Annotated in this window: 19 protein-coding genes; 6 read left to right on the top strand and 13 right to left on the bottom strand. The window is 68.9% G+C overall.

Going from position 1 to position 26156, the window contains the following annotated elements:
* Positions 1-34: 34 nt before the first annotated feature.
* Positions 35-2167 carry a methyl-accepting chemotaxis protein gene (locus DX03_RS00500; protein ID WP_081797106.1) on the top strand — a complete coding sequence of 711 codons (2133 nt, stop codon included), beginning with the start codon at positions 35-37 and terminating at the stop codon, positions 2165-2167.
* A gap of 41 nt (positions 2168-2208) precedes the next feature.
* On the opposite strand, the gene DX03_RS00495 is transcribed toward DX03_RS00500, so the two are convergent.
* Positions 2209-3111, bottom strand: a complete 903-nt coding sequence (locus DX03_RS00495; protein WP_038685572.1) for a LysR substrate-binding domain-containing protein — start codon at positions 3109-3111, stop codon at positions 2209-2211.
* 126 nt (positions 3112-3237) lie between these two features.
* On the opposite strand from DX03_RS00495, the gene DX03_RS00490 reads away from it, so the two are divergent.
* Positions 3238-4452, top strand: coding sequence for an MFS transporter (locus DX03_RS00490; RefSeq protein ID WP_038685570.1), 1215 nt, complete (start codon positions 3238-3240; stop codon positions 4450-4452).
* Positions 4453-4619: 167 nt separating this feature from the next.
* Positions 4620-5423 (top strand): 2,5-didehydrogluconate reductase DkgB, encoded by an 804-nt coding sequence (gene dkgB, locus DX03_RS00485; protein ID WP_038685568.1) that lies wholly within the window; start codon positions 4620-4622, stop codon positions 5421-5423.
* Between the two features lie 1074 nt (positions 5424-6497).
* On the opposite strand, the gene DX03_RS00480 is transcribed toward dkgB, so the two are convergent.
* The 3 genes from DX03_RS00480 to mgtE form a co-directional block, all read right to left on the bottom strand.
* Positions 6498-7196, bottom strand: a complete 699-nt coding sequence (locus tag DX03_RS00480; RefSeq protein ID WP_038685566.1) for an alpha/beta fold hydrolase — start codon at positions 7194-7196, stop codon at positions 6498-6500.
* A 48-nt stretch (positions 7197-7244) separates the two neighbouring features.
* Positions 7245-9974: a bifunctional acetate--CoA ligase family protein/GNAT family N-acetyltransferase gene (locus tag DX03_RS00475; protein WP_038685564.1), complete on the bottom strand. Its 2730-nt coding sequence runs from the start codon at positions 9972-9974 to the stop codon at positions 7245-7247.
* A gap of 127 nt (positions 9975-10101) precedes the next feature.
* The gene (mgtE, locus tag DX03_RS00470; RefSeq protein ID WP_038685562.1) at positions 10102-11472 is read right to left on the bottom strand and encodes a magnesium transporter; all 1371 of its coding nucleotides are present in this window, start codon (positions 11470-11472) and stop codon (positions 10102-10104) included.
* Positions 11473-11803: 331 nt separating this feature from the next.
* Between mgtE and DX03_RS00465 the strand changes: the two genes are divergently transcribed.
* Positions 11804-13609, top strand: coding sequence for a monovalent cation:proton antiporter-2 (CPA2) family protein (locus tag DX03_RS00465; protein WP_038685560.1), 1806 nt, complete (start codon positions 11804-11806; stop codon positions 13607-13609).
* A 289-nt stretch (positions 13610-13898) separates the two neighbouring features.
* Positions 13899-14561 (top strand): Abi family protein, encoded by a 663-nt coding sequence (locus DX03_RS00460; protein WP_051598688.1) that lies wholly within the window; start codon positions 13899-13901, stop codon positions 14559-14561.
* A gap of 14 nt (positions 14562-14575) precedes the next feature.
* On the opposite strand, the gene DX03_RS00455 is transcribed toward DX03_RS00460, so the two are convergent.
* Positions 14576-17914, bottom strand: a complete 3339-nt coding sequence (locus DX03_RS00455) for an ankyrin repeat domain-containing protein (RefSeq protein WP_038685559.1) — start codon at positions 17912-17914, stop codon at positions 14576-14578.
* Positions 17907-18173 carry a YcgL domain-containing protein gene (locus DX03_RS00450; RefSeq protein WP_038685557.1) on the bottom strand — a complete coding sequence of 89 codons (267 nt, stop codon included), beginning with the start codon at positions 18171-18173 and terminating at the stop codon, positions 17907-17909. The genes DX03_RS00455 and DX03_RS00450 overlap by 8 nt, the downstream gene beginning before the upstream one ends.
* Before the next feature lie 872 nt (positions 18174-19045).
* On the opposite strand from DX03_RS00450, the gene DX03_RS00440 reads away from it, so the two are divergent.
* Positions 19046-19960, top strand: a complete 915-nt coding sequence (locus DX03_RS00440) for an IS110 family RNA-guided transposase (protein WP_038685553.1) — start codon at positions 19046-19048, stop codon at positions 19958-19960.
* 261 nt (positions 19961-20221) lie between these two features.
* Here DX03_RS00440 and DX03_RS00435 read toward each other — a convergent pair whose 3' ends face one another.
* The 7 genes from DX03_RS00435 to DX03_RS00405 all read right to left on the bottom strand — a co-directional run bounded on the left by DX03_RS00435 (position 20222) and on the right by DX03_RS00405 (position 26128).
* Complete coding sequence (locus DX03_RS00435) at positions 20222-20659, bottom strand: hypothetical protein (RefSeq protein WP_038685550.1); 438 nt, start codon at positions 20657-20659, stop codon at positions 20222-20224.
* A 71-nt stretch (positions 20660-20730) separates the two neighbouring features.
* The gene (locus DX03_RS00430) at positions 20731-21972 is read right to left on the bottom strand and encodes a beta-ketoacyl-ACP synthase (protein WP_038685548.1); all 1242 of its coding nucleotides are present in this window, start codon (positions 21970-21972) and stop codon (positions 20731-20733) included.
* Positions 21972-22703, bottom strand: a complete 732-nt coding sequence (gene fabG, locus DX03_RS00425) for a 3-oxoacyl-ACP reductase FabG (RefSeq protein ID WP_038685546.1) — start codon at positions 22701-22703, stop codon at positions 21972-21974. The genes DX03_RS00430 and fabG overlap by 1 nt, the downstream gene beginning before the upstream one ends.
* The gene (locus DX03_RS00420; RefSeq protein ID WP_185753418.1) at positions 22700-23161 is read right to left on the bottom strand and encodes a hotdog family protein; all 462 of its coding nucleotides are present in this window, start codon (positions 23159-23161) and stop codon (positions 22700-22702) included. Before DX03_RS00420 ends, fabG begins: the two co-directional genes overlap by 4 nt.
* The gene (locus DX03_RS00415; protein WP_038685545.1) at positions 23158-24351 is read right to left on the bottom strand and encodes a beta-ketoacyl-[acyl-carrier-protein] synthase family protein; all 1194 of its coding nucleotides are present in this window, start codon (positions 24349-24351) and stop codon (positions 23158-23160) included. Before DX03_RS00415 ends, DX03_RS00420 begins: the two co-directional genes overlap by 4 nt.
* Positions 24348-24899: a DUF3261 domain-containing protein gene (locus DX03_RS00410; RefSeq protein ID WP_038685543.1), complete on the bottom strand. Its 552-nt coding sequence runs from the start codon at positions 24897-24899 to the stop codon at positions 24348-24350. Before DX03_RS00410 ends, DX03_RS00415 begins: the two co-directional genes overlap by 4 nt.
* The gene (locus DX03_RS00405; RefSeq protein WP_038691653.1) at positions 24887-26128 is read right to left on the bottom strand and encodes an NAD(P)/FAD-dependent oxidoreductase; all 1242 of its coding nucleotides are present in this window, start codon (positions 26126-26128) and stop codon (positions 24887-24889) included. The genes DX03_RS00410 and DX03_RS00405 overlap by 13 nt, the downstream gene beginning before the upstream one ends.
* Positions 26129-26156: the final 28 nt, after the last annotated feature.

The following is a 26156-nucleotide window of genomic DNA, read 5'->3' as shown; positions in this document are numbered from 1 at the left end:
GATACCGCATCGCCCTCCCTCACTTTCGATTCCCATGAACATGACGTCCGGCGCCCCCAATCGCGCCTTGAGCCTGCAGTTCAAACTGCTGGGCGCGCTGTCGCTCGGCCTGGCCATCGTGGTGCTGTGCGCCTTGGCCGGCCTCGGTTCGGCCTGGCTGAACCTGTCCACCGCGGTGCCGCCGGAGGTGGCCCGCAATACGCAGGCCGAAGCGCTGCAGCGCGAGTTCCGGCTGCAGGTGCAGGAGTGGAAGAACGTGCTGATCCGCGGCAGCGATGCGGCACTGCGTGCGCGCCATCTGGCCGCTTTCGACCGCCAGGGCGACAAGACCCGCACGCTGGGCAAGGACCTGGCCACCAGCAGCGATGCCGGCACCGCACGCCTGGCCGCCCAGTTCATGGCCCAGCATGCCGCGCTTGAAAAGGAGTACCACGGCGCGCTCGACGCCTTCGCCGCCAGCGGCTACAGCCCGCTGGAGGGGGATGCGCTGGTGCGCGGCAAGGACCGCGCGTTGGGCACCACGCTGGACGCGTTGGGCAACCGCACCGCCGCGGTCGCCGAGCAGGCTGTGCAGGCCCGTTCCGAACAGGCGCGGCGCACGCTGCTGGTGTGCGCGGCACTGACCGCCGCGGCTGCAGTGGTGCTGATGGGCCTGCTGGCGGTGTGGCTGCGCCGCGCGGTGATTGCGCCGGTAGTGGCGGTGGAAGCGGCCGCACGCGCGGTGGCGCGTGGCGAGCTTGACCACCGCGTGCAGGTCAACAGCCGCGACGAAATCGGTCGCCTCGGCCAGGCCATGATGGCGGTGACACGCACGCTCAAGGACGTGCTGGCTGCGCAGGCCACCATGGCCGAACGCCACGAGGCCGGCCAGATCAGCTACCGCATGGACGACAGCGCCTTCCCCGGCGGCTACGGCCAGATGGTCCGCGACAGCAACGCACTGGTGGCCGCGCACATCCAGGTCAAGATGCGCGCCATCGAGATCATGGGCCGCTACGCGGTGGGCGACCTGTCGCAGGACATGGAACGCCTGCCCGGCGAGAAGGCGGTGATCACCCAGTCGCTGGACCGGGTCAAGGCCAACCTCGGCGCGATCAATGCCGAGATCAAGCAGTTGGCCAGTGCGGCAGCGGCCGGCGATTTCAGCCAGCGCGGCGACGAGGCACGCTACGAGCACGATTTCCGCGACATGGTGGGGGGGCTGAACCAGCTGATGCAGACCACCGAGCGCGACCTGGACCAGGTTTCCACGGTGCTGCAGGCGATCGCGCGCGGCGACCTGAGCGCGCGCATGCACGGCCAGTTCCATGGCGTGTTCGCGCGCATCCGCGACGACGTGGCGCTGACCAGCGGCCAGCTCACCGGCATCGTGGGCGACATCAAGCGTGCCGCGCAGTCGATCCAGACCGCCGCCGGCGAAATCGCCGCGGGCAACAGCGACCTGTCCCAGCGCACCGAACAACAGGCCGCCAACCTGGAGGAAACCGCCGCTTCGATGGAGGAGCTGACCTCGACCGTACGCCAGAACGCCGAGCATGCGCGACAGGCCAACCAGCTGGCCATCGGCGCACACGCGGTGGCCTCGCAGGGCGGTGCGGTGGTGGGCCAGGTGGTGCAGACCATGGGCGCGATTGAAACCTCGTCGAAGAAGATCGCCGAGATCATTTCGGTGATCGACGGCATCGCGTTCCAGACCAACATCCTGGCGCTCAACGCGGCCGTGGAAGCAGCGCGTGCCGGCGAACAGGGCCGCGGCTTTGCGGTGGTGGCCAGCGAAGTGCGCACGCTGGCGCAGCGTTCGGCCGGCGCGGCCAAGGAAATCAAGACGCTGATCGATGCCTCGGTCGGCGATGTCGCCACCGGCGCGCGGCTGGTGCAGCAGGCCGGGCAGACCATGGGCGAGATCGTCACTGGCGTGCAGCGGGTGACCGACATCATGGCCGAGATCGCCGCGGCCTCGCAGGAGCAGTCGGCCGGCATCGAACAGGTCAACCAGACCGTGGTGCACATGGACGAAGCCACCCAGCAAAACGCGGCGCTGGTGGAAGAGGCGTCGGCAGCGGCACGCAGCATGGAAGAACAGGCGGTGGCATTGAACGACGCCGTGGACGTGTTCGTGCTGGACGCCGGGCGCGCGCCGGCGCCGGGGCTGTCGCGCGCGGCGTAATGCACCGTGCGGCCGGCCATGGGCCGGCGTCAGCGCGCGGATCAGCGCACGTAGGGGTCGCCCACCATCGCCGCCGCCAGGTGGTCCAGGAACGAGCTGATCCGCGCCGACACCGCGGTGTTGCGGTAGTAAACGGCGTGGATCGGCTGGCGCACCTCCACGGTGAGGTCGGGCAGCAGCTGCACCAGGCGGCCGTCCTGGCGGTCGCGGTGGGTCATGAAGTCGGACAGGCAGACGATGCCCACCCCTTCCAGCGCCAGCGCGCGCAACGTTTCGCCGCTGGACACCGCCATCGCCGGGCGCACATGCAGCAGCGCGTCGGTGTCGCCGGGCAGCGGCCAGTGGTTGAGCGAGTCCGGCTCGTTGAAGCCCAGCAGCGTGTGCGTGCGCAGGTCGGCCACGCTGGCCGGCGTGCCGTGCTGCTGCAGGTAGCCCGGGCTGGCCAGCACACGCAGGCGGCTGTGGGCCAGCGGCCGCGCATGCAGGGTGGAATCGGCCAGCGGCCCGATCCGGATCGCCACGTCGGTGCGCCGTTCCAGCAGGTCGATGTAGCGCTCGCTGCTGTTGAGTTCCAGCACCACGTCGGGGTAACGCGCGCGGTAGCCCGCCACCAGGGGCGCGATCGCGTGCAGCACGAACGGCATCGCCGCATCCACGCGCAAGCGGCCCGCCGGCCGGTCGCGACGGGCGGCGAGCTGTTCCTCGGCCGCTTCCACCGACGCCACGATCGCGCGCGCGTGGGCCAGGAACGCATCGCCCTCTTCCGTGAGCTGCAGGCGCCGGGTGGTGCGGGTCAGCAGCGTGGTGCCCAGCTTCTCTTCCAGCCGGCCCAGCGCGCGGCTCACCCCGGAGGTGGTCTGGCCCAGGGTTTCGGCGGCGGCGGTGATCGAGCCGCTGTCGATCACGGCAATGAAGGCCTGCATTTCGTCGAGGGTAGTTTTCATGGCGGGCATGCGGCGGACAGAGGCCCATTATTGACCATCAGGCAAGAGTGATTGGCGTGAAGGCCGCTTTTTCGGCAAGAGTGCGGCGCGCAGACTGCGCAGCCTCACCTCCCACCGGTAACCGTCATGTCCCGTGGTATTCCCTTGGCCCTGCTGGCGCTCACCCTCGGTGCGTACGCCATCGGCACGACCGAATTCGTCATCGTCGGGTTGATCCCCACCATCGCCGCCGACCTGGGCGTGTCCCTGCCTTCGGCCGGCCTGCTGGTCTCGCTGTACGCCCTGGGCGTGGCGATCGGCGCACCGGTGCTCACCGCGCTCACCGGCCGGGTGCCGCGCAAGACCCTGCTGGTGGCCTTGATGGTGCTGTTCACACTGGGCAACGTGATTGCCTGGATGGCGCCCGGCTACGGCTCGCTGATCGTGGCGCGGGTGCTCACCGGCCTGGCGCACGGCGTGTTCTTCTCGATCGGGTCGATCATCGCCACCTCGGTGGTGCCCAAGGAGAAGGCCGCCAGCGCGATCGCGATCATGTTCACCGGGCTCACGGTGGCGCTGGTTACCGGCGTGCCGCTGGGTACCTTCATCGGCCAGCACCTGGGCTGGCGCGCCACCTTCCTGGCGGTGGCCGCGCTCGGCGTGATCGCGCTGATCGGCAGCCTGCTGTTCGTGCCGCGCAACCTGCAGCGCAGCGAACCGGCCACGTTCGGCCAGCAGCTGTCGGTGCTGGCCCAGCCGCGCCTGCTGCTGGTGTACGCCATCACCGCACTGGGCTACGGCGGCACGTTCCTGTCGTTCACCTACCTGGCCTCGATCCTGCAGGACGTCACCGGTTTTTCCGCCAATGCGGTCAGCGGCGTGCTGCTGGTGTACGGCGTGTCGGTGGCGATCGGCAACCTGTGGGGCGGCCGCCTGGCCGACCGTCGCGGCCCGATCCCGGCGCTGAAGCTGATCTTCGGTTTGCTCGCGGCCGTGTTGTTCGTGCTGACCTTCACCGCCTACAACACCTGGCTGGTGCTGCTGACGGTGCTGGCCCTGGGCGCGGTGGCGTTCGGCAACGTGCCGGGGCTGCAGGTGTACGTGGTCAAGCAGGCGCAGCGCTTTGCCCCGCAAGCCGCCGACGTGGCGTCGGGCCTGAACATCGCCGCGTTCAACGTCGGCATCGCGCTCGGTGCCTCGCTGGGCGGGCTGGTGGTGGACCATTTCGGCCTGATGCACACCCCGTGGCTGGGTGCGCTGGTGGTGATGGGTGCCTTCGGCCTGACCGCGTTGAGCGGTCGCCTGGATCGCCGCGATGGCGTGGCCGACCGCGCCGAAGGTATTGCCGTGAGCGCGCATTGAGGGATTGCGGTCGCGGACCCGTGACAGCCGCCGACTGATGGTCGGCTCTACCTGACCACAGCCGACCAACGGTCGGCTCTACCTGACAGCAGCCGACCAACGGTCGGCTCTACCGTCGTTTTACGGTGCACGGCGTAGCCTGCACCTCACCCCATGAAGGAGTTTCCATGAGCATTCCCGCATTCGGCCTCGGCACGTTCCGCCTGAAGGGCCAGACCGTCATCGACTCGGTCCGCAACGCATTGGACGTGGGCTACCGCGCCGTCGACACCGCGCAGATCTACGACAACGAGGCCGAGGTTGGCCAGGCCATCGCCGAATCCGGCGTGGCCCGCGACGATCTGTTCCTGACCACCAAGGTGTGGATCGCCAACTTCAGCCACGACGCGCTGCTGGACAGCCTGCGCGAGAGCCTGCGCAAGCTGCGCACCGACCATGTCGAGCTCACCTTGATCCACTGGCCGTCGCCCAAGGATGCGGTGCCGATGGCCGAGTACCTGGGCGCGTTGGCCGAAGCGAAGTCGCTGGGCCTGACCCGGCAGATCGGCATTTCCAACTTCACCATCGACCTGACCCGCCAGGCCATCACGATCCTGGGCGCCGATGCCATCGCCACCAACCAGATCGAAGTCCACCCCTACCTGCAGAACCGCGCCCTGATCGCGTTCCTGAAGGAACAGGGCATCCACGTGACCGCCTACATGAGCCTGGCCTACGGCGAAGTGCTCAAGGACCCGGTGATCCAGGCGATCGCCGAACGCCACCAGGCCACCCCGGCCCAGGTCGCGCTGGCGTGGGCGCTGCAGCAGGGCTTCGCGGTGATCCCCTCCTCCACCAAGCGCGAGAACCTGGCCAGCAACCTGCTCGCCGCCGACCTGCGCCTGAGCGATGAAGACATGGCCCAGATCGCCACGCTGGACCGCGGCCAGCGGCTGGCCAACCCGGATGGGATTGCGCCGGCCTGGGATTGAACGAGGCGGCACGGTCGGTGTTCGCCTTGGTCATCCGCGCCTTCTGGCCGTCTTCCGAATGTACGCGGCGGTAGGGTCGGATCCCTATCGACCGCCGACCATGTGAATCGGCGCGGCGAACGCATGACCCTGGCCGAAGCGCGTGCTTCGACGCGGGTCATGCCATCACCGAACGTGGCGCGTTTCACGGCAGTCGATCGGGATGCGACCCTACCGGGGTCGCTTTCCCGGTGTTGGTCATCCGCACCTTCTGACCGTCTTCCGAATGTACGCGGCGGTAGGGTCGGATCCCTATCGACCGCCGACCATGTGAATCGGCGCGGCGAACGCACGACCCTGGCCGAAGCGCGTGCCTCGATGCGGGTCATGCCATCACCGAACGTGGCGCGTTTCACGGCAGTCGATCGGGATGCGACCCTACCGGGGTCGCCTTCCCGGTGTTGGTCATCCGCACCTTCTGACCGTCTTCCGAATGTACGCGGCGGTAGGGTCGGATCCCTATCGACCGCCGACCGTGTGCATCAGCGCAGCGAACGCATGACCCTGGCCGAAGCGCGTGCTTCGACGCGGGTCATGCCATCACCGAACGTGGCGCGTTTCACGGCAGTCGATCGGGATGCGACCCTACCGGGGTCGCTTTCCCGGTGTTGGTCATCCGCACCTTCTGACCGTCTTCCGAATGTACGCGGCGGTAGGGTCGGATCCCTATCGACCGCCGACCATGTGAATCGGTGCGGCGAACGCAGGACCCTGGCCGAAGCGCGTGCCTCGATGCGGGTCATGCCATCACCGAACGCGGCGCGTTTCACGGCAGTCGATCGGGATGCGACCCTACCGGGGGTCGCTTTCCCGGTGTTGGTCATCCGCACCTTCTGGCCGTCTTCCGAATGTAACCGGCGGTAGGGTCGGATCCCGATCGACCGCCGACCATGTGCATCGGGGCGGCGAACGCATGACCCTGGCCGAAGCGCGTGCTTCGACGCGGGTCATGCCATTACCGAACGTGGCGCGTTTCACGGCAGTCGATCGGGATCCGACCCTACCGGGAGCAGCGGGCGCGGCGACAATGCCGGATCAGGCCTGCAACCACGCGCGCATCGCCGCGCTCACCTCGTCCGGTTTCTCCATCGGTGCCAGGTGCCCGCAATCGGGCAGCACCACCAGCGTGGAGCCGGGGACCAGCGCATGCATCTCCTCGCTGATCGCCAGCGGGGTGATGCGGTCGTTGGCGCCGCACACGATCAACAGCGGATCGCGATAGCCGGCCAGCACGTCGTGGCCATCGCCCCGTTCCAGCGCGCTCTGGCGCAGGAATACCTCGGCGCCCAGCCGCGCGGTCATGTCGCGCACGCGCTGCACCAGCAGGTAGTCGTCCAGCCGCGAGGCGTCGATGTAGCTGCGCATCAGTGTGTCGCCAAAGCCGTGGAAGGTGCCGGGCAGGCGCACGCTGGCACGCTGCGACTGGCGCTGGGCGGCGCGCTCGGGCGAGTCGGCGTGGATCGAGGTGTCGATCAACGCAAGCCGCAGCACCCGCTCCGGCGCGGTGCGCAGGATCTGCTGGGCGACGAAGCCGCCGAGCGAGAAGCCCGCCAACGCGAAACGCTCGGGCGCATGCGCCAGCACATCGTCGACCACGGCCTGCATCGTCTCGCCCCGCGTCTGGTCGCCCACGATGCAGTCGGCGATGTCGGACAGGTCGGCCACCTGCGCGCGCCAGAGTTCAGCGTCGTTGAGCAGGCCGGGGAGCAGCAGCAGGGGAAGGCGGTCGGTCATGCCCCTATTGTCGCCGCGCCGACGTGCACGGTCCGTGCCGCCGACGGCTCAGTGCGTTGCGGTATCTGGCACGTCCGGCACCTGCACCTCCTGCACCGGCAGGGTCACCACCATCACCGTGGAGTCGTCCGGGTCCAGCCTGGTCTTGAAGCCCAGGCTCTGGCACATCGCCAGCATGGTGCTGTTCTCGCGCAGCACCTGCCCTTCGACAATGTTCAGGCCCAGCCACTTGGCGTACTCGATCATGATCGCCATCAGCCGCCAGCCGATGCCGTGGCCTTTCAGGTCCGAGCGGATCAGGATGCCGTACTCGCCGCGGTCGTAGTCGGCGTCGGCATGTAGGCGCACCGCGCCGAGCATGTCGCCGCTGCGCGGGTCGATGGCCACCAGCGCTATCGAACGGGCGTAATCGAGCTGGGTCAGGCGCGCGATGAATTCGTGGCTGAAGTGCTTCACCGACTGGAAGAAACGCAGGCGCAGGTCGTCGTCGGTGACGCGGGCGAAGAACGCGCGGAACAGCGCGTCATCTTCCGGCCGTACCGGGCGCACGAAGGCCGGCGCGCCGTCGGACAGGGTAATGGTGCGTTCCCATTCCTTGGGATACGGGAACACCGCAAAGCGCGGATGGCCACGGCCCTTGTGCAGTTTGCGCGAGGGCGCGATGGCCACGCGTGCATCGAGCGCGATCACCCCGTCACGGTCGGCGAGCAGCGGGTTGATGTCCAGGCTGCGGATCTCGGGAATGTCGGCGGCCAGCTGCGCCAGCTTGACCAGGATCAGCGCCACCGCGCGCTCATCGGCCGCCGGCACGTCGCGGTAGGCCTTGAGGATGCGCGAGACGCGGGTGCGGCCGATCAGCTCGTGCGACAGGCGCAGGTCCAGCGGCGGCAGCGCAAGCGCCTTGTCGTCGATCACTTCGACGGCGGTACCGCCGCGGCCGAACACGATCACCGGTCCGAAGGTGGGGTCGTCGGCGATGCCGGCGATCAGTTCGCGCGCCTTGGGGCGCACGATGGTGGGCTGCACCAGCACGCCGTCGATACGGGCGTCGGGGCGCTTCTCATGCGCGCGCGCGATGATCGAGGTGGCCGCCGCATGCACCGCCTGCAGCGAGCCGAGGTTGAGGCGCACGCCGTCCACATCGGACTTGTGCGGGATGTCAGCGGAAAACACCTTCACCGCCACGGTGGCGCCCTGCTCCAGCAGCGGCTGGGCCAGCTCCATGGCCTCGCGCGCGTCGCGGGCCTGCATCACCGGCGCCGACGGAATGCCATAGGCGGTGAGCAGCTGGTGAGTGGCGATCGGGTCCAGCCACTGCTGGCCGGCCGCCAGCGCAGCGTCGACCAGCGCGCGCGCCGTAGTGGTATCAACGACGAAATCCTCGGGCAGGCTGGGCGGGGTTTCCATCAGCGCGGCCTGCGCGTCGCGGTAACGCACCAGGTGCTGGAAGCCGCGCACGGCCTCGGCTTCGGTGGGATAGGTGGGCACACGCGCGGCGTTGAGCGTGGCGGTGGCCCGGTCATCGTTGCCCAGCCAGACCGCGAACACGGGTTTGTCGCGGTGGTGGCGCGGGCGCAGGCCCAGCGTGCGGGTGAGGGCCTGGGCGGCGTCGGCCGAGGAGGTGAACGCGGTGGGCACGTTGACCACCAGCACGGCATCGTTTTCGCTGTCGGACATCAGCGCGTCGATGGCGGCGGCATAGCGCTCGCCATCGGCATCGACGACGATGTCGACCGGGTTGCTGCGCGACCAGCCCTGCGGCAGCACGCTGTCCAGCTGCGCCACGGTGGCCGGCGACAGCTCGGCCAGGCTGCCGCGCAGGGCCAGCAGCTGGTCCACGGCCAGGCGCCCTACCCCGCCGCCGTTGCTGAGGATGGCCAGCCGACGGCCCGGGAAGGTACCGAGGCGGCCGAGCGTTTCGGCGGCGGTGAACAGTTCGTCCAGTGCCCCCACGCGCAGCAGGCCGGCGCGGTTGAAGGCGGCGCCGTACACCGCATCGGCGCTGGCCAGCGCCTGCACATGGGTGTCGGCATCCGGGTTGATGCGGATGTGGCGGCCGGATTTGACCACCACCACCGGCTTGGCGCGCGCGGCGGCCCGCGCGGCCGACATGAACTTGCGCGCATCGCCGATGTGTTCGACGTAGAGCAGGATGGCGCGGGTGCGGTAGTCGGTGGCGAAGTAGTCGAGCAGGTCACCGAAGTCAACGTCGAGGGTGTCGCCGAGCGAGACGACCGCGGAGAAGCCGACCGAGCGCGCGACGCCCCATTCGACCAGGGCGGCGGCGATGGCGCTGGATTCGGAGATCAGCGCAAGGTCGCCGGCCTGCGGGAAGTGGGCGGCGATGCTGGCATTCAAACGCGCGTGCGGGGCGATGACGCCCAGGCAGTGCGGGCCGAGGATGCGCAGGCCCTTGGCGCGGGCGGCGGTTTCCACCTGCTCGGCCAGCGACCCGGGGCCCTGGCCGAGGTTGGCGGTGAGGATGATGGCGGCGGCCACGCCGCGTTCGGCGGCGGTGGCCACGACCTGGGGCACGATGCTGGCCGGCGCGGTGATGACGACCAGTTCGGGAACCCAGTCGAGGTCCTTGAGGCGTTTGACGGTGCGGATGCCGTCGATGTCGCTGTAGCGGGGATTGATCCAGGCCACCTTGCCGGGGAAGCCGGTGCTGCGCAGGTTGCGCATGACGGCGCGGCCGGCGGAGCGTTCGCGCGGGCTGCCGCCGATGACGGCAACCGATTGCGGGCGGAAGACGGATTGCAGGTGGTAGGTGCTCATGGGGCCGCACAGTCGCCGGGGTACGTGGCTACACGGTACACGGGTGGCGGTGCGGCCCGCATGATCGGGCGCAATCTGCGGTGTACGTTGGCGTTGCCGGGCATGACCCGGCACTGCCCGGGCGGCGCTACAACAACGTGCCGCGCAGGATCATCGCGGCGATGCTGAAATAGATGACCAGGCCGGTGACGTCGACGAGCGTGGCGACGAATGGCGCCGATGCGCTGGCGGGGTCGAAGCCGAGGCGTTTGAGGATGAAGGGCAGCATCGAGCCGGACAGCGAGCCGAAGGTGACGATGCCCACCAGCGCCGCGCCGATGGTGAGGGCGAGCAGCTGCCAGTGCTGGCCGTAATCGTGCAGGCCGAGCAGCTGCCAGGAGACGATGCGGATCATCGCCAGCACGCCCAGGATGGCGCCAAGGGTGAGGCCGGTGGGAATTTCGCGCAGCGCCACTTTCCACCAGTCGCGCAGGCGCAGTTCGCGCAGGGCCAGGCTGCGGATCAGCAGGGAGGTGGCCTGGGAGCCGGAGTTGCCGCCCGAGCTCATGATCAGCGGAATGAACAGGGTGAGCACGACCGCGCGGGCCAGCTCGTCCTCGTAGTGCTGCATGGCGCTGGCGGTGAGCATTTCGCCCAGGAACAGCACGCTCAGCCAGCCGGCGCGCTTGCGGATCATGCCGAAGAAGCCGATCTGCATGTACGGCTTTTCCAGCGCTTCCATGCCGCCGAACTTGTGCGCGTCCTCGGTGGATTCCTCGATGAGGGCATCCAGGATGTCGTCCACGGTGACGATGCCGAGCACGTGCTGGGCCGGGTCCACCACGGGGATGGCGAGCAGGTCGTGGCGGCGGATCAGCTGGGCCACTTCTTCCTGGTCGAGCATGGCATCGACGGTGACCGGCGGGTTGGTCTGGGCCACGTCGAGGATGGGCTCGTCGGGCAGGCCGGTGATCAGGCGGCGCATGGTCACCACCTGCACCAGGGTGCGGGTGTGCGGGTCGAGCACGTAGATGGCGTAGACGGTTTCGCGGGTGCGCTCGACTTCGCGGATGTGCTGCAGGGTGCGGCCGACGGTCCAGTCGGCCGGCACGCTGACGAATTCGGTGGTCATCAGCGCACCGGCGGTGTGCGCGGGGTAGCTGAGCAGCTGCTGGATGGACTGGCGCGCGTCGGCGCTGAGCAGCGGGATCAGGCGCGCGCGTTCGTCGTCGTCCAGCTCATGGACGATGTCGGTGGCGCGGTCGTCGGCCATCAGGCCCAGCAGCGCGGCGGCACGGGCCACCGGCAGCAGCGCCACCAGGTCGCCACTGCGGTTGAGCTCGGGCTGTTCGAGCATCTTCACCGCGCGCGGCAACGGCAAGGCGGCCAGGGTGTCAGCGGCGCGCGACAGCTCCAGGGTATTGAGGAACTCCACCGCATCGGCGGTGTTGAAGCTGGCCAGGGGTGCGCTCAGGGCGGCGGCATCGGCCACCGGGCGCAGCAGGTCTTTCTGGTTCATCGGGTTCGCCTGTGGGGATCGCCATGCGCGACGCCAGCAGTGGCGAACCGTCCCTCGTCAGGCGGTGGCCATCACTGGCGTCGAGCAAGGTCGACTTCTACTGTCGCTGGACATCGGTTCGGGGACTCCGCAAGGGTGTACTGCCGGACGTGCCGGCAGCGGCGGGCAGTCTGGACCCGGGCGCCGGGCGGGTCAACCCGGGCACCGCTGCCGTGTTGGGCTGCGATTGACGTTGGGCCAACGTGCGCGTCGCATAATGGGCGGCGGCCGTGGGCCGTGATGCCCTTTCCCTCGATGTTGCCCGGCGACGATCCCATGAGCAGGTCCTTCCATGCATAGCGGCGCGCTTGAGCTGGCCCTGGTGCTGCTGCTGGCGGCGGTGATCGCCGTGCCGGTGTTCAAGAAGCTGGGCTTCGGCGCGGTGCTGGGCTACCTGGCTGCCGGCGTGGTGCTGGGCCCGGATGGGCTGGGTTTCGTGCAGGATGCCGACCGCATCCTGGGCGCGGCCGAAATCGGCGTGGTGATGCTGCTGTTCGTGATCGGGCTGGAGCTGTCCCCGGCCCGCCTGAAGGTGATGCGGCGCTCGGTGTTCGGCGCCGGGGCACTGCAGGTGGCGCTGAGCGCACTGGTGCTGGGCAGCCTGCTGCTGCTCGACCACTTCCAGTGGAAGAGCGCGCTGATCGTGGGCATCGCGCTGGCGCTGTCGTCCACCGCAGTGGGCCTGCAGCTGCTGTCCGAGCACAAGGCGATCAACAGCGATTACGGCCGGCTGGGCTTTGCGATCCTGCTGTTCCAGGACCTGATCGCCATTCCCCTGCTGGCGGCGATTCCGCTGCTGGGCGGGGCCAAGAACGAAACCCTGCAATGGAACGACGTGGCCGTGGCGCTGGGCGCGCTGGCGGTGGTGATCCTGTGCGGGCGACCGGTGCTGCGCCGGCTGTTCAACATCATCGCGCGCACGCGCAGCCCGGAAGTGTTCACCGCGATGGCGCTGCTGGTGGTGCTGGGCACGGCGTGGTTCATGCAGGAGGCCGGGTTGAGCCCGAGCCTGGGCGCGTTCCTGGCCGGCGTGCTGCTGTCCGATTCGGAATTCCGCCACGAGCTGGAATCGCAGATCGAACCGTTCAAGGGGCTGCTGCTGGGGCTGTTCTTCATTGCGGTGGGCATGGGCATCGACCTGGACCGCATCGTCGCCGAGCCGGCGATGATCGCCGCGGGCGTGGCGATCCTGCTGGTGGTGAAGTTCGGCCTGCTGTTCGGCATCGGCAAGCTGGCCAAGCTGCGCACCCGGCACGCGGTGATGCTGGGCAGCGTGCTTTGGCTGGGCGGTGAGTTCGCCTTCGTGGTGTTCAACGAAGCGCAGCGCGCACACCTGCTGGGCAGCGCCAACCACGACCGGCTGGTGGCGATCGTGGGCCTGTCGATGGCGATCACCCCGCTGTTGATGATCGCGCTGCTGCGCCTGCTGGGCCGCGAGGACGCACCCAAGGGCACTGCGCCACCGGCCGACAAGGTGGACACCGGCGGCACCCAGCCGCAGGTGATGATCGCCGGCATGGGCCGCTTCGGCCAGGTGGTGGCGCGCCTGCTGACCGCCCAGAAGATTCCGTTCGTGGCGCTGGAGTCGAACCCGGACACGGTGTCGGACCTGCGCCGGTTCGGCAACAAGCTGTACTACGGCGACCCGACCCGGCCGGAGATGCTGCGCGCTGCCGGTGGCGAGCACATCCGCGTGTATGTGGTGACGCTGGACGACCCGGACGCCAACATGCGCGCCACGCGGCTGATCCGGCGCATGTACCCCGATGCCGTGGTGCTGGTGCGTGCGCGCAACCGCCAGCATGCTTGGCGCTTGATGGACATGTCGGCCGAGCCGTTCCGCGAAGTGTTCGGCACCAGCCTGGAGCTGAGCGAGCGCATGCTGATCGCGCTGGGCATCCCGGCCGATACCGCGCGCAGCCATGTGCAGCGCTTCCGCGAGCACGACGAGAAACTGCTGCGCGACCAGTACCTGGTCTACGACGACGAGGCGGCGGTGATCCAGACCTCGCGTGATGCGCGGGCCGATCTGATGCATCTGTTCGAGGCGGATGCGGAGCGCGACGCGAAGACGGATGCGTCCGACCGGCGAGGTTGAAGTTACACCTACCCCGTAGTGCCGGGCTCTGCCCGGCAACCGCGTGCAGCGGCTGAAAACCCACCGCGTTTTGCGGAACGTACCGAGGCGTTGGCGGGCGGGTCACCGCTGTCTGGGCAGGACCGGTTGGGCCACGCTGCAGGGACACTGCAGCCACGAGGCCACTATCCATGCCCCAGAAAGAACTTACCCCGGCCGCGTGCCAATGGCAGAGACGGTACCGGGGTGTGCCTGGCAAGGTTAGCGCCGTGATGCCACTGCATCAAGCGCCGCACCAGAGATTTTCTGAATGAAGGCGGCGAATGCTGAGAGACTCGCTGAATGGAATTCCGACGAGCGCATGCGTCGCTATCTGACCTGGGCCGGTCATTGCAGCGCCCGTGCGGCCTCTCTCTACGCGATGAACTTACAGCTTTCCGAAAGTCTGTACGTGCCTCTGCAGACCCTTGAGGTCTTGCTGCGCAATCGTATTCATCACGTGCTGGCCGCCGCGCACGGGCAGCTCTGGTTCGAGGCAGGTACGAGGGTGCTGGGCATCCCGAGACAGCACGAACAACTAAGAGCCGCGACCGGGGATCTGCGGCGTCAAGGAAGGGCGATCACTCCGGGCGGCATCATCTCGCACCTGACCTTTGGATTCTGGACGATGATGTTCAACAAGGAACACGAGGTGCTATGGCAGCAGACGCTGCACCGGATTTCGGCAGACCCGGCCGGGCGTGGGCTTCGACGCAAGCAGTTTTCCACGCCGCTGGTGCGGATACGGCAGCTTCGCAACCGCATCGCGCATCACGAGCCGATCCTGCACTGGCCCTTACAGCAGCATCATGCGGACATGATGCAACTGATGGAATGGCTTGCGCCCGAGGCCGCAGGGTGGTGCCGCACGCATGACCGCTTTCCACCGCTTCTGGCCCGGTGGTCACATCAGTTGCCACGCAGTACCGATTAAGGGTTGGCGACAGGTCAGCCGTTGTCGCGCAGGAACCGCGCCATCGAGGACACGCCGGGGACGCGTGGGGCGAATTCGCCGGCCACGTCGATGAAGCCGCGCATGACCGCGATTTCGCGCGGGTTGCGGTTGAGCCCGTCGCGCACGTCCGGGTCGGCGCCGGCACGCATCAGGCGCTGCACCAGCAACGGCAGGCCGTGCAGGGCTGCCAGGTGCAGCGGACCGAATCCGCGCGGGTCGCGTACGTCCAGCGACACGTCCTCGTCGAGCAGGCGCTCCACCGCCGCCAGCACCACCTGTTCGTCGCAGGCGGTACCCGGTTCGGCGCGCGCGCCCAGCAGCAGCAGCAGCGGCGTTACCGAGCCCGCGGCGGCCTGGTCCGGCTCGGCGCCGGCCAGCAGCAGAGTGTCGAGCAGGGCGAGCAGGCGCGAGCGGTCGCGCGCACTGAACCCATACAACGCCGCGCAATGCAGCGGGCCCAGCTGCTGCGCGTCACCGGCATGCACGTTGGCGCCGGCGGTGAGCAGGCGCGCAACGATGTCGGGCAGGCCCAGCGCAGAGGCCAGCATCAGCACGGTGACACCGCCCGGCAGGCGATATTCGAGTTCGGCGCCGGCGTCGAGCAGCGCCGACACGATGTCGATCTGGCGCATGCTGACCGCCGCCGACAACGGCGTGGCGCCGCTGGCCGCCGCGTGCTGCGGGTTGGCACCGCGCGCCAGCAACAGGTCGACCACGGCCAGGTGTCCGCCGCCGGCTGCGCGCAGCAGGGCGGTACAGCCCTGGGCGTCCACCACGTCCACCGCAAATCCCAGGTCGATCAGGCGGCGCACCGCATCGGCGTCGCCGGACATGGCCGCCGCCGGCAGATCGGCGTCACGCAGGACACGGCGCGGCAAGGGCCACACCCGCCAATCCAGCCAGTCGGCCAGGTCGCGGCGGCCGATCGACAGCGCCACGCCCAGCGGCGTCTGGCCGTCGGCAGCACGTGCTTCCGGCGAGGCGCCCTGCTGCACCAGCAGCTTCAGCGAGCCTTCGCGGGCCAGCGCCGTGGCCAGGTGCAGGGCGGTCATACCGTGGCTGTCGCGTGCCTCACGGTCCACGCCCAGCACCAGCAGCGCGTGTTGCAGCCGCAGCCAGCCCAGCCGCACGGCCAGGGACAGCGGCGGATCGCCCGCGGGGGACGGGGCAAACGGATCGGCACCGCGCTCCAGCAGTTCCAGCGCCAGCTGTTCCAGGCCCCGCGAGGCGTGGTCGTGCTGGGCGCAGGCACTGAGCAGGCGCGCCAGGCCACCGCGACCAGCCGGGGACAGGCCACGCCGCAGCAGCACCTGCAGGGCCGGCACTGCATCGATGCCGCGCGCGAGCAGGGCGAACATCGGCGTATCGCCGCAGGCGTCCAGCACTTCCGGCGCGGCGCCATGTGCCAGCAGCCAGTCCACGGCCTGCGGGTCCAGCGCCAGTTCGGCGTCGTGCAACAGGCCGCCCAGTTCCTGCGGATCGCACAGGCGCGCCAACGCGACCATGCCTTCGAAATTGCCGAACCCCAGCGCTTCACGCAGCAGGTCCAGCGGCGGGCGGTCCGGCAGCGTCGACGTGGCCAGGGCGGCATCGCCCTCGGCGGCGGTCAGGCCGTCGGTGACCGAGGCCGGCAGCGGGTAGCTGCGATCGAGCAGCGAGACGATGGTCCAGCGACCGGCGCTGGCGGCAATGTCGACGGCGCGGCGGCCCTGCGGATCGGGAATGTCGGCGGCGATGCCCAGCTCCAGCAGGCGCCGCACCAGCAGCGGCGACACGCTGTCGGCCATGCAGGCCAGCAGCACCGCATTGCGCCCTTCCAGGTCGACCGCGCCCAGGTCGGGCTTGTGCGGCAGCAGGTGTTCGATCACGGCGGCACGGCCGCCGCGGGCGGCTTCCAGCCACGGCGTGCGCGACAGGGCATCGCGCGATTCCAGGTTGGCGCCGGCGGCCAGCAGGACGTCGATGATGTCGACATGGCCGGCCAGGGCGGCTTCGTGCAGGGCGCTGCGGCGCTGGCGGTCGCGTGCGTCGGCGCGGGCCTTGTGCTTGAGCAGCAGCTGCACGCCGGCCGGATCGTCTTCTTCGGTGCCGGCGGCGGCCAGCAGGACCGGCGTGCCATCGGCGGGCTCGGTCTTGGCGCCGCGCTCGAGCAGGAACCGCGCCAGGCGCCAGTTGCCGACCTGGCAGGCCACGGCCAGCGGCGACCAGCTGTCGTTGTTGAGCGCATCCACTTCGGCGGCGGCATCGCGCAGCAGCGCGGCCACGCCCGGGTCGGAGCTGCGTGCGGCGTGGTGCAACGGGGTGTTGCCGTCGCTGTCGACGGCGCGCGAGTCGGCGCCGTTGGCCAGCAGGGTCATGACGGCTTCGGGGCGGCCGTGCCAGCTGTCGCGGGTGGCGGCGAGCAAGGGGGTCATGCCGCGATGCGGAGCGTTGACGTCGACGCCGCGTGCGATCAGTTCGCGCAGCAGGCGCAGGTCGGGCAGCACGGCGGCCAGCACGGGCAGGTTGCGCTGGTCGCGCCAGGCCGGATCCGGCAGGCCGTGTGGGTCCGCACCGGCGGCGAGCAGCTGCAGGGCGCGGTCGACGCGGCCGCTGCGGGCGGCGTCGTACAGGGCGGGCAGGTGTTCGTGCGTGCCCAGCGGCTCCAGCGGCTGCGGTTCGGCGGCCTGCGCGGTGAAGGCACGGGCGGCGTCGGTATCAAGGTCGGCGTGGCCACGCGCCGCCAGCGGGGCGGCGGGGGTGATGGCCTGCAGGAGCAGGTGCGCCAACGGTGAAAGGAGGACGATGGCGAGGGTCAGCGGCCAGCGCAGGGCATCGGCGACCAGGCCCGGCCAGGCGGGCAGCACCACCAGGGCGCAGACCACGACGACCAGGGCGGCGACGGCCAGGCCACGCCAGGCGCTCAGGTCGCGGCCGGACAGGGCCTGCCAGTGGTCGGTGAGGCTGCCATCGGTGCGTTCGATTTCATTCCACAGCGGCCAGGTGCGCCAGACGCCGAGCAGGGCGGCGCTGACGGCGACGCTGAGGCCGAGGACGGCGGCGAGGCTGCCACTGTCATGCAGTGCGCCCAGCGGCCAGGCGACCAGGGCGGCAAGCAGCACCGGTCCGGCGACCCAGGGGGCGAGCAGTGCGGGCAGTTCCTGGCGCAGGAGCTGCGCAGGCGGATGCACGGGGCGGGTGCGCCGCCACCAGGAGATGCCGAGGGCGAATGCGGGCTGTGCGAGGGCGACGCCGAGCGCGGCCGGTACGCCGCCGAGTGCGGCGGCGAGGGCCAGGAGGACGCCGGCGGCCAGGGCGATGGCGGTGGCGCGGTTGCGCAGGGCGTCAGTCATCGCGGCGCGGTACGCGCACGGGGGCGACCAGCGGCGGGGGCATCTGCAGGTGGAAGCCGCGTTCGGCGAGGTTGGCGCGCACTTGCGCAACGTCGGCCAGGGCGAGGCGACGGTCGGGGGTCAGGGCGACTTCAAGGACGAATGCGAACGGCGCCAGGCTGGCCTTCAACGCGTCAGGTACGGCGTTGAAGTCATCACGGACGGCGAGGTAGACGTAAGTGTCCTGCTTGCGTTGGCTTTTGTAGACGTAGGCTTGCATTGCCCGCGGGGCTTGGCCCTGGCAGTAGATACGATGATTGTGGAGTAAAGCAGGCAAGGGGGAAAGCCGGGAGCGGGCTTAACTGACGGTTTGATGGCGCGCGGCAGATTCAGGTTCATCAATGTCGCGGGGTTGTTCAGGTGGGTTTGGCCCGTTTTTTTGAAGCCAGAGCTTCAAGCAGGAGCAAAAGCTGGAGCAAAAACTGGATCAAAAGCGGCGCTGCCTTTCTGGGGGAGCGCTGGGGAGGGTGGGTATCCGGGGCACGCTGCAAGTACGTCCATGTAAGCTCCGTCGCCGCATCCATGCGGCTCAGGGCCCCGGCTACCCACCGTCCCCAACGCTTCCAGAATTGGCTGGTGCGTTTGGAGAGCAGGCAACGACAGGAGCCAGAGCGGTGCACTGGTTTTCGTTGGGGGAGGAAGAGCTGCCGAGCGTGGCTCGGCACTACGGCGGCGTGCATGCGAGCTTGGGGCGGGCGGCGCTTGGCCTTGGCCTTGGCCTTGGCCTTGGCCTTGGCCTTGGCCTTGGCCTTGGCCTTGGCCTTGGCCTTGGCCTTTGCCTTTACCTTTGCCTTTGCCGTTCCATGCGAACCGACACACTGTCCAAGGGCAGGCCTGTGTGGGTTGCCGGGGCCGTGTGTTGCCATGGATGGCAACACCGAGCCTTATCTGATCGGAATCTGGCAGTTTAGGTGTCGAGAGCCGGCGTGGGCCGCCGTGTGAGCCTGGATCTCGACGATCGCCGTGTAGCTTGGCGCCCACGCCGGAATCTCCCTTGATCCGCCCGAACAGTTGCTGGAGCTGTCACTCGAAGCGATAAGACTGGGCAAGCGGGGGAGCTCTCGACCCTTCCAGACTATACGGAGTCGGGCGATGAACGGGATCGGGATTGATGTAAGCAAGCGCCGGCTGGATGTTGGAACCTCCGACGGCCAAACCCTGCAGGTCAGCAATGACCCCTCCGGTTTCGCTGAATTGGACCTCTGGCTGAGGCAGCGCCCGAGTAACCAGATCGTGCTGGAGGCCACCGGTGGCTACGAACAGCCTGTGCTGGATTTTCTGCACAAGGCCGGTCATCCGGTGGTTCGGGCCAATGCCTTGCGGGCGCGGAAGCTTGCTCAGGGGCTGGGCCAGAGGGCCAAGACCGACCGCTTGGATGCCTATGCATTGGCACAGATGGCCACGCTGGTGAAGCTGCCGGCCTATCAGCCGTTGGAGGCTTGGCAGCAGAAACTGCGGGAGTTTGTGCGGGCACGTCGACAGATGATCCAGGCCTTGGCCGTCGCGCGACAGCAGCAGGAAATGGTGGGTGATCGTGAACTGCGCCGGCTTTTGCAGGCCAACATCACCCACCTGAAGACACTGGTCAAACGCCTGGGAAAGCAGATTGCCGAGCAGCTCGCTCAACAGCCCCAGCTCACGGTTCTGAAGTCGATGAAGGGCGTGGGGCCGGTGGTACAGGCGGTGCTGGCCAGCTACCTGCCTGAGCTGGGCCATATCAGTGGAAAGGCCATCGCCAGCCTGGTGGGCGTGGCGCCGATGTCCCACGACAGCGGGACGATGCGTGGAAAACGAAGCATCCACGGCGGTCGAGCCGAGATCCGTCAGGTGCTTTACATGGCCGGCATGTCAGCCCTGCAGCACGAACCGCGCATACGGGACTTTTACCGGTCGCTACGGGCCCGCGGCAAGGAGGCCAAAGTAGCCATCGTGGCGGTAATGCGAAAGATGCTGGTGATCCTCAACGCCCGCGTGCGCGACGCTCAAAGCGGACCGATCCCCGCCTGAAGCGCGCCCGGGCACATCTCCAACGGCTGCCGGCCAGCGGCCGGCACTACCGTGCCCGTCTGCTGGAGGGGCCGAAGCCTCCTCCAGCAACACAGTTGCTCCATGGATGGATTTACGGCGTGCCCCGGAAACCCACACAGGCCTGCCCTCCCCGGCACAGTCGAGAAATCGCTTTGGCCGTGGCTGTGGCTGTAGCTGTTGCCGTCGGTCGTGAAACAACGCCCAGCCACCGCCCCAACGGAGCGGTGGCTGGCGGCGGTCTTACTTGACCTTGGCGTAGGTGCCCTTGAGGGCGACACCGGCCATGAGGGTGCCGGCGTAGCACTCGTAGTTGGTGGTGCTCTTGAACTCGTTCTTCTTGTAGTAGCTCACGATGTCCACCACCGCGTTGGCGTTGCGCGACTTGGCGCCGTCCTGCAGCGCGCGCAGCGCCGACAGGGCGACCCAGCGGCAGGCTTCCTCGTCGCTCTTGTTGGCCGCGTTGGTCTTCTTGTTGGTCACGTCTTCGCCCAGGCGCTGCTGCACGTTGACCTTCTCGCCGGCCAGGTAGAAACGCACGCTGCCGTCGATGCCGGCATCGCGGGCAGCCTGCGAGTTCACCAGCTCACGCAGCGATTGTTCAACACGGGTGTCACGGGCCTGGGCGGTGCTGGCGACGGCAAGCAGCGCGGTGGCGGCAATCAGGGCAAAACGACGCATTCAACTTTCTCCTTGTTGGTAGGACGCGGGGTGGTGCGGAAAACGACCGACCCGGACCCGGGTCGGATGGATCAGGCCTGCCAGCGGCGGAAGATCAACGACGTGTTGATGCCGCCGAAGGCGAAGTTGTTGCTCATCACGTACTCCGGCTGCAGCGCGCGGCCTTCGCCCTGGATGTAGTCCAGCGCGCCGCAGCGCGGGTCCACCTCGTGCAGATTCAACGTGGGCGCGAACCAGCCCTCGCGCATCATCTCGATCGTCATCCAGGCCTCGAACGCACCGCAGGCGCCCAGCATGTGGCCCACGTAGCTCTTCAGCGAACTGATCGGCATGCCCGGGCCGAACACCTGCGCGGTGGCCTGGGTCTCGGCGATGTCGCCATGCTCGGTGGCGGTGCCGTGTGCGTTGACGTACCCGATCTGCGCCGGTTCCAGGCCCGCATCTTCCAGCGCCAGCCGCATGGCCTGGGCCATGGTGTCGGCGGTGGGCTGGGTGACGTGCTGGCCGTCGCTGTTGGTGCCGTAGCCAACCACTTCGGCCAGGATCGTGGCGCCGCGCGCCTGCGCGTGCTCCAGCTCTTCCAGGATCAGCGTGCCGGCGCCCTCGCCCAGCACCAGGCCGTCGCGGTGCGCGTCGAACGGGCTCGGCGTGGTCTGCGGCGCGTCGTTGCGCACGCTGGTGGCAAACAACGTATCGAACACCGCCGCGGCCGTGGCATCCAGCTGCTCGGCACCGCCGGTGACCATCACCAGCTGCTTGCCGCCGCGGATCGCCTCGTAACCGGCGCCCACGCCCTGGCTGCCCGACGTACAGGCGCTGGACGTGGTGTACACACGACCGGACAAACCGAAGAACACCCCGATGTTGACCGGCGAGGTGTGGCTCATCATTTTCAGGTAGGTGGTGGCGCTGATGCCGTCGGTGGTGTGTTCGTGCAGCATGCGGCCAAATTCAGCGGTGGCCTCGTGGCTGCCCGACGACGAGCCATAGGCCACGCCGGCCATGCCACTGCGCAGCACCGGGTGGCCAAGCAGGCCGGCCGACTCCAGCGCCAGTTCGGTGGCGCGCACCGACATCACCGCCACCTTGCCCATGCTGCGGGTGGTCTTGCGGTTGTAGTGGGCCGGCAGGTCGTAGTCCTGCACGGGCGCGGCCAGGCGCGTGTTGAGGCCGTCGAACACTTCCCACTCGGGGATGTAGCGCACCGCGTTGACACGCGCATGCAGGCGCTCGCGGATGCTCGGCCAGTCGTGGCCCAGCGGGCTGAGCGCGGCGGCACCGGTGACCACCACGCGACGTTCGGTTCGGCTCATCAGACCATGCCTCCATTGACCGAGATCACCTGGCGGGTGATGTAACCGGCCGATTCGGACAGCAGGAAGGACACCGCATGGGCGACCTCGTCCGGCTGGCCCATGCGCCCGGCGGGAATCAGTTTGAGGGCGTGGTCCAGCACTTCCTGGTTGATCATGTCGGTCTCGATCAGGCCCGGGGCCACGCAGTTGACGGTAATCGCGCGGCTCGCCAGTTCCAGCGCCAGCGCCTTGGTGGCACCGATGATGCCGGCCTTGGCTGCGCTGTAGTTGGTCTGCCCGCGGTTGCCGACCAGCCCCGACACCGAGGACAGGGTGACGATGCGGCCCGGCTTGCGCCGCCGCACCATCGGCATCACCAGCGGATGCAGCACGTTGTAGAAGCTGTCCAGGTTGGTGTGCACCACCGCGTCCCAGTCTTCGGCGGGCATCGCCGGGAACGCGCCGTCACGGGCGATGCCGGCGTTGCAGACCACCCCGTAATAAGCGCCGTGCGCTTCCACGTCGGCCTCCAGCGCGGTACGCGCGGCGTCGCGGTCGGCCACGTCGAACATCAGCACGCGGGCCTGCCGGCCCAGGGCCTGGATCTGGGCCACCACGTCCTGTGCTTCCTCGATGCGGCTGCGGCAATGCACCACCACGTCGAAGCCGTCGCGCGCGATGCGCAGCGCGATGGCGCGGCCGATGCCCCGGCTGGCGCCGGTCACCAGCACTGTGAGATTCCCTGTCATGCCTCTCCACTCTCCAGATAAGCCATCGCATCGCGTGGTTCGAACACCGATACGTTGGCGACCGCCAATTCGGTAGCGCCTGCCAGGATCCGGCAGGCGAACATGCCCAGCCCATTTTCGCCCATCAGCTCGCACTGTGCCTCTACCCGCAGGCAGCTGCCGGCGGCGAAGTACGGCTGGTGCGCGGTGTAGCGGCGGGTGCCCAGCAGGAACCCGATCGAGGGTTCGCGCCCGGCCTGGCGTGCCTTGCAGCCTGCCCACGCGGCGATCGCCTGGGCCATGTATTCCACGCCCACCCACGCCGGGACGCCGTCGGCATGGTTGAACGGGCCGTGGTGCGGCACATCCACCTCGACCACGATCGACTCCGGCTGCCAGTCCAGCAGGCGGTCGATCAGCCGCATGCTGTCGCGGTGGGGCAGCACCTCGTCGATGTTCAGCGGCAGCTGCATGTTCATCCCTTCGCCAGGGCCAGCACGGCATTGCTGCCGCCGAAGGCGAACGAGTGGCTGAGCACGTGCTGCGGCGGGTGTGCGGCGAGGGTGCCCGGTTCCACCAGCGCCAGCGCCGGCAACGCGGCGTCGCCCTGCCCGTCCCACCAGTGGGTGGGCAGCTGCTGGCGCGGGTTGTCGGCCAGCACCATCCAGCACAGCGCGGCCTCGATCGCCCCGGACGCGCCCAGGGTGTGCCCGGTCAGCGGCTTGGTCGAGCTGGCCGGCACCGTGGCGCCCAGCACCGCCGCCACGGCCTGGCTTTCCATCGCGTCGTTGTGCCCGGTGGCGGTGCCATGCAGGTTCACGTAGTCCACCTGCGACGGCGCCCAGCCGGCCCGGTCCAGCGCCTGCTGCATGGCATCGATCGCGCCGCGTGCCTGCGGGTCTGGCGCGGACATGTGGTGCGCATCGGACGACTCGCCCCACCCGGCCAGGCACACCGGGCCGGGCGCGGCAGTCATCAGGAACAGTGCGGCGCCCTCGCCGATGTTGATGCCGTTGCGGTTGGCCGAGAACGGGTTGCAGCGCGCCGCCGAGACCGACTCCAGCGCGCTGAAGCCGGCCACGGTGAACCGGCACATCGAATCGGCGCCGCCGGCCACCACCGCGTCCACCACCCCGGCGCGCAGCAGGCGCGCGGCGGCCATCAGCGCCTTGGCGCTGGACGAGCAGGCGGTGGAGATGGTCCAGGCCGGCCCGGTGCTGCCGATGCGCTCGCGCACGAACCGCGCCGACGTGCCCATTTCCTGCTGTGCGTAATCGAAGCCCGGCGGCCACTGGCCGGTGTCGCGGTGGCAGCGCAGCGCGTTCTCTGATTCGCCGATGCCCGAGGTACTGGTGCCGATGATGACCGCCACCCGATCGGCGCCATGGCGCGCGATCGCCGCGTCCACGGCCGGGCGGATCTGCACCAGGGCCGCTTCGAGCAGGGCGTTGTTGCGCCCGCGCAACGCCACCGGCAGCGCGGACAGGTCCGGCAGCGGGGTGGTCACCTCGCCCAACGCGAGGGTGCGACCGGCGATCACCTGGTCGTTGTCGCGCAACCCGCCGGGCTGGTCGGCGAACAGGCCGGCGCGCACCTGCGCGCGGTCGCCGCCGAGCGCGCAGACCACGCCCAGTTCATTCAGATAGATCGCGCTGCTGCTACTGCTCACGGCGGTGCCTGTTCCATGTCCAACGATTCAATCACCAGTTCATAGCCTTCGGCCAGGTTGCGCAGGCGCACGCGGCCATCGGGCAGCGGCTCCAGCAGCAGCCACGCCTTGCCGGCCTGCTCCAGGCGGCGCTCGCGGCCGGCCTCGACCAGCGTCCAGCCCGCCGGCAGGGCGGCGCGGATGGCCGCGGCCGGCCACAGCGCGAACTGCAGGTCGTCCAGCACGCGCTCGCCGCGCACCTGCGGCGGCAGCCACGGCGCGCGGGTCTGTTCCAGCGTGGTGCCGTCCCAGACCATGCGCACGCCGGTCTGGCCCATGGCCTGCACCGCCAGCCGCACTTGGCTGCCGTCGGCTTCCAGCAACGCATCCAGCTCGCGTTCGTGGGTGCCGAAGCGGAACTGCAGGCGCTGCTGCAGCTGCAACGGCTGCGGCAGGGCCGACGGCGCCAGCTGCAGGGTGGGCAGCTGCACCAGCGGCGCGGGCATGCGGGTGCTGGCGCAGGACGCCAGCAGCACGCAGACGAGCAACAGGACAATCAGCCGCTGCACAGTTCCTCCAGCACCCGCAGGCGGCGGCCGCTATCGTCGGCCACGTACGGGTTGTGGGTGTCCCAGGCGTAGCCGGCCAGGATCGAGGAGATCATGCGGCGCACGTCGGGCTGCGGGTCGGGGTGGTAGATGATTTTCTGGAAGCCACCGGCGTACCAGGCTTCGACGAAGCGGCGGAAGGTCTTGACCCCGGCGCGCAGCGGAATGGAGAAGTCCTTCTCCCAGTCCACCGTCTGCCCGTCGTATTCGCGGGCGATGCACGCACTGGCCAGCTCCGCGGATTTGAAGGCGATGGTGACGCCCGAGGAGAACACCGGGTCGAGGAACTCGCCGGCGTTGCCGAGCAGCGCGTAGCCTTCGCCCCACAGCGAGGACACGTTGGCCGAGTACCCGGTGATGGTGCGCACCGGCAGCACGGCCCATTCGGCGTTGACGAGCAGGCGGGTCAGGTTGGGGTCTTCACCGACGATGGCGCGCAGCTTGTCTTCGTCGCTGCCCGGATACTTCTCGAAGAAGCTGGGCTCGGCGACCACGCCCAGCGAACAGCAGCCGTTGGAGAACGGGATGGTCCAGTACCACACGTCCACGTGCTCGGGATGGGTGGTGATCAGGATCTTGTTGCGGTCAAAGCCCGCGTCGGCCGGGATATGGTCACGCACGTGGCAGAAGATCGCGCCGCGCACCGGGAAGTTCGACGGCGATTCGAGGTTCAACAGACGCGGCAACAACCGCGCGAAGCCGCTGGCGTCGAGGATGAAGCCGGCTTCGATGGTGTACTCGCTGCCGTCGGGGCGGCGCACCTGCACCCGCGCCGGGCGGCCCGGCTGCACCGACAGCACTTCATCGCCGAAACGCAGCGTGGTGCCCATGCGCTCGGCACCGCGCGCAAGTACGTTGTCGAAGTCGGCGCGCTGCACCTGGTAGGTGGTGCCCCAACCGGGCGAGAACTTGTCGCGGAAGTCGAACTCGGTGCTCGCTTCGCCGCGCACGAACGCCGCGCCGTTCTTGTACTGGAACCCGGCCTGCACCACGTCCTGCAGCAGCCCCGCCGCTTCGATGTACTCCATGCTCTGCGGCAGCAGGCTCTCGCCGATGGAGAAGCGCGGGAACTGCTGGCGCTCGATCATCAGCACCTGGCGGCCCTGCCTGCGCAGCATCGCCGCCGCGACCGAGCCAGCCGGGCCGGCACCGATCACGAGGATCTCGGTTGTTTCCACTTGCGGGTTCATCGATACATCCTTGATCAAGAAAACAATG

Origin of the sequence: Stenotrophomonas rhizophila (genome assembly GCF_000661955.1) — a bacterium.
GTDB classification, from domain to species: Bacteria; Pseudomonadota; Gammaproteobacteria; order Xanthomonadales; family Xanthomonadaceae; genus Stenotrophomonas; species Stenotrophomonas rhizophila.
The sequence above is the reverse complement of the archived record's forward strand: the minus strand, read 5'-3'. Positions and strand labels throughout refer to the sequence as shown.

Coding starts and splice junctions, on each gene's coding strand:
- DX03_RS00500 (WP_081797106.1), top strand. CDS start 35: ATGAACATGACGTCCGGCGCCCCCAATCGCGCCTTGAGCCTGCAGTTC.
- DX03_RS00495 (WP_038685572.1), bottom strand. CDS start 3,111: ATGAAAACTACCCTCGACGAAATGCAGGCCTTCATTGCCGTGATCGAC.
- DX03_RS00490 (WP_038685570.1), top strand. CDS start 3,238: ATGTCCCGTGGTATTCCCTTGGCCCTGCTGGCGCTCACCCTCGGTGCG.
- dkgB (WP_038685568.1), top strand. CDS start 4,620: ATGAGCATTCCCGCATTCGGCCTCGGCACGTTCCGCCTGAAGGGCCAG.
- DX03_RS00480 (WP_038685566.1), bottom strand. CDS start 7,196: ATGACCGACCGCCTTCCCCTGCTGCTGCTCCCCGGCCTGCTCAACGAC.
- DX03_RS00475 (WP_038685564.1), bottom strand. CDS start 9,974: ATGAGCACCTACCACCTGCAATCCGTCTTCCGCCCGCAATCGGTTGCC.
- mgtE (WP_038685562.1), bottom strand. CDS start 11,472: ATGAACCAGAAAGACCTGCTGCGCCCGGTGGCCGATGCCGCCGCCCTG.
- DX03_RS00465 (WP_038685560.1), top strand. CDS start 11,804: ATGCATAGCGGCGCGCTTGAGCTGGCCCTGGTGCTGCTGCTGGCGGCG.
- DX03_RS00460 (WP_051598688.1), top strand. CDS start 13,899: ATGAAGGCGGCGAATGCTGAGAGACTCGCTGAATGGAATTCCGACGAG.
- DX03_RS00455 (WP_038685559.1), bottom strand. CDS start 17,914: ATGACTGACGCCCTGCGCAACCGCGCCACCGCCATCGCCCTGGCCGCC.
- DX03_RS00450 (WP_038685557.1), bottom strand. CDS start 18,173: ATGCAAGCCTACGTCTACAAAAGCCAACGCAAGCAGGACACTTACGTC.
- DX03_RS00440 (WP_038685553.1), top strand. CDS start 19,046: ATGAACGGGATCGGGATTGATGTAAGCAAGCGCCGGCTGGATGTTGGA.
- DX03_RS00435 (WP_038685550.1), bottom strand. CDS start 20,659: ATGCGTCGTTTTGCCCTGATTGCCGCCACCGCGCTGCTTGCCGTCGCC.
- DX03_RS00430 (WP_038685548.1), bottom strand. CDS start 21,972: ATGAGCCGAACCGAACGTCGCGTGGTGGTCACCGGTGCCGCCGCGCTC.
- fabG (WP_038685546.1), bottom strand. CDS start 22,703: ATGACAGGGAATCTCACAGTGCTGGTGACCGGCGCCAGCCGGGGCATC.
- DX03_RS00420 (WP_185753418.1), bottom strand. CDS start 23,161: ATGAACATGCAGCTGCCGCTGAACATCGACGAGGTGCTGCCCCACCGC.
- DX03_RS00405 (WP_038691653.1), bottom strand. CDS start 26,128: ATGAACCCGCAAGTGGAAACAACCGAGATCCTCGTGATCGGTGCCGGC.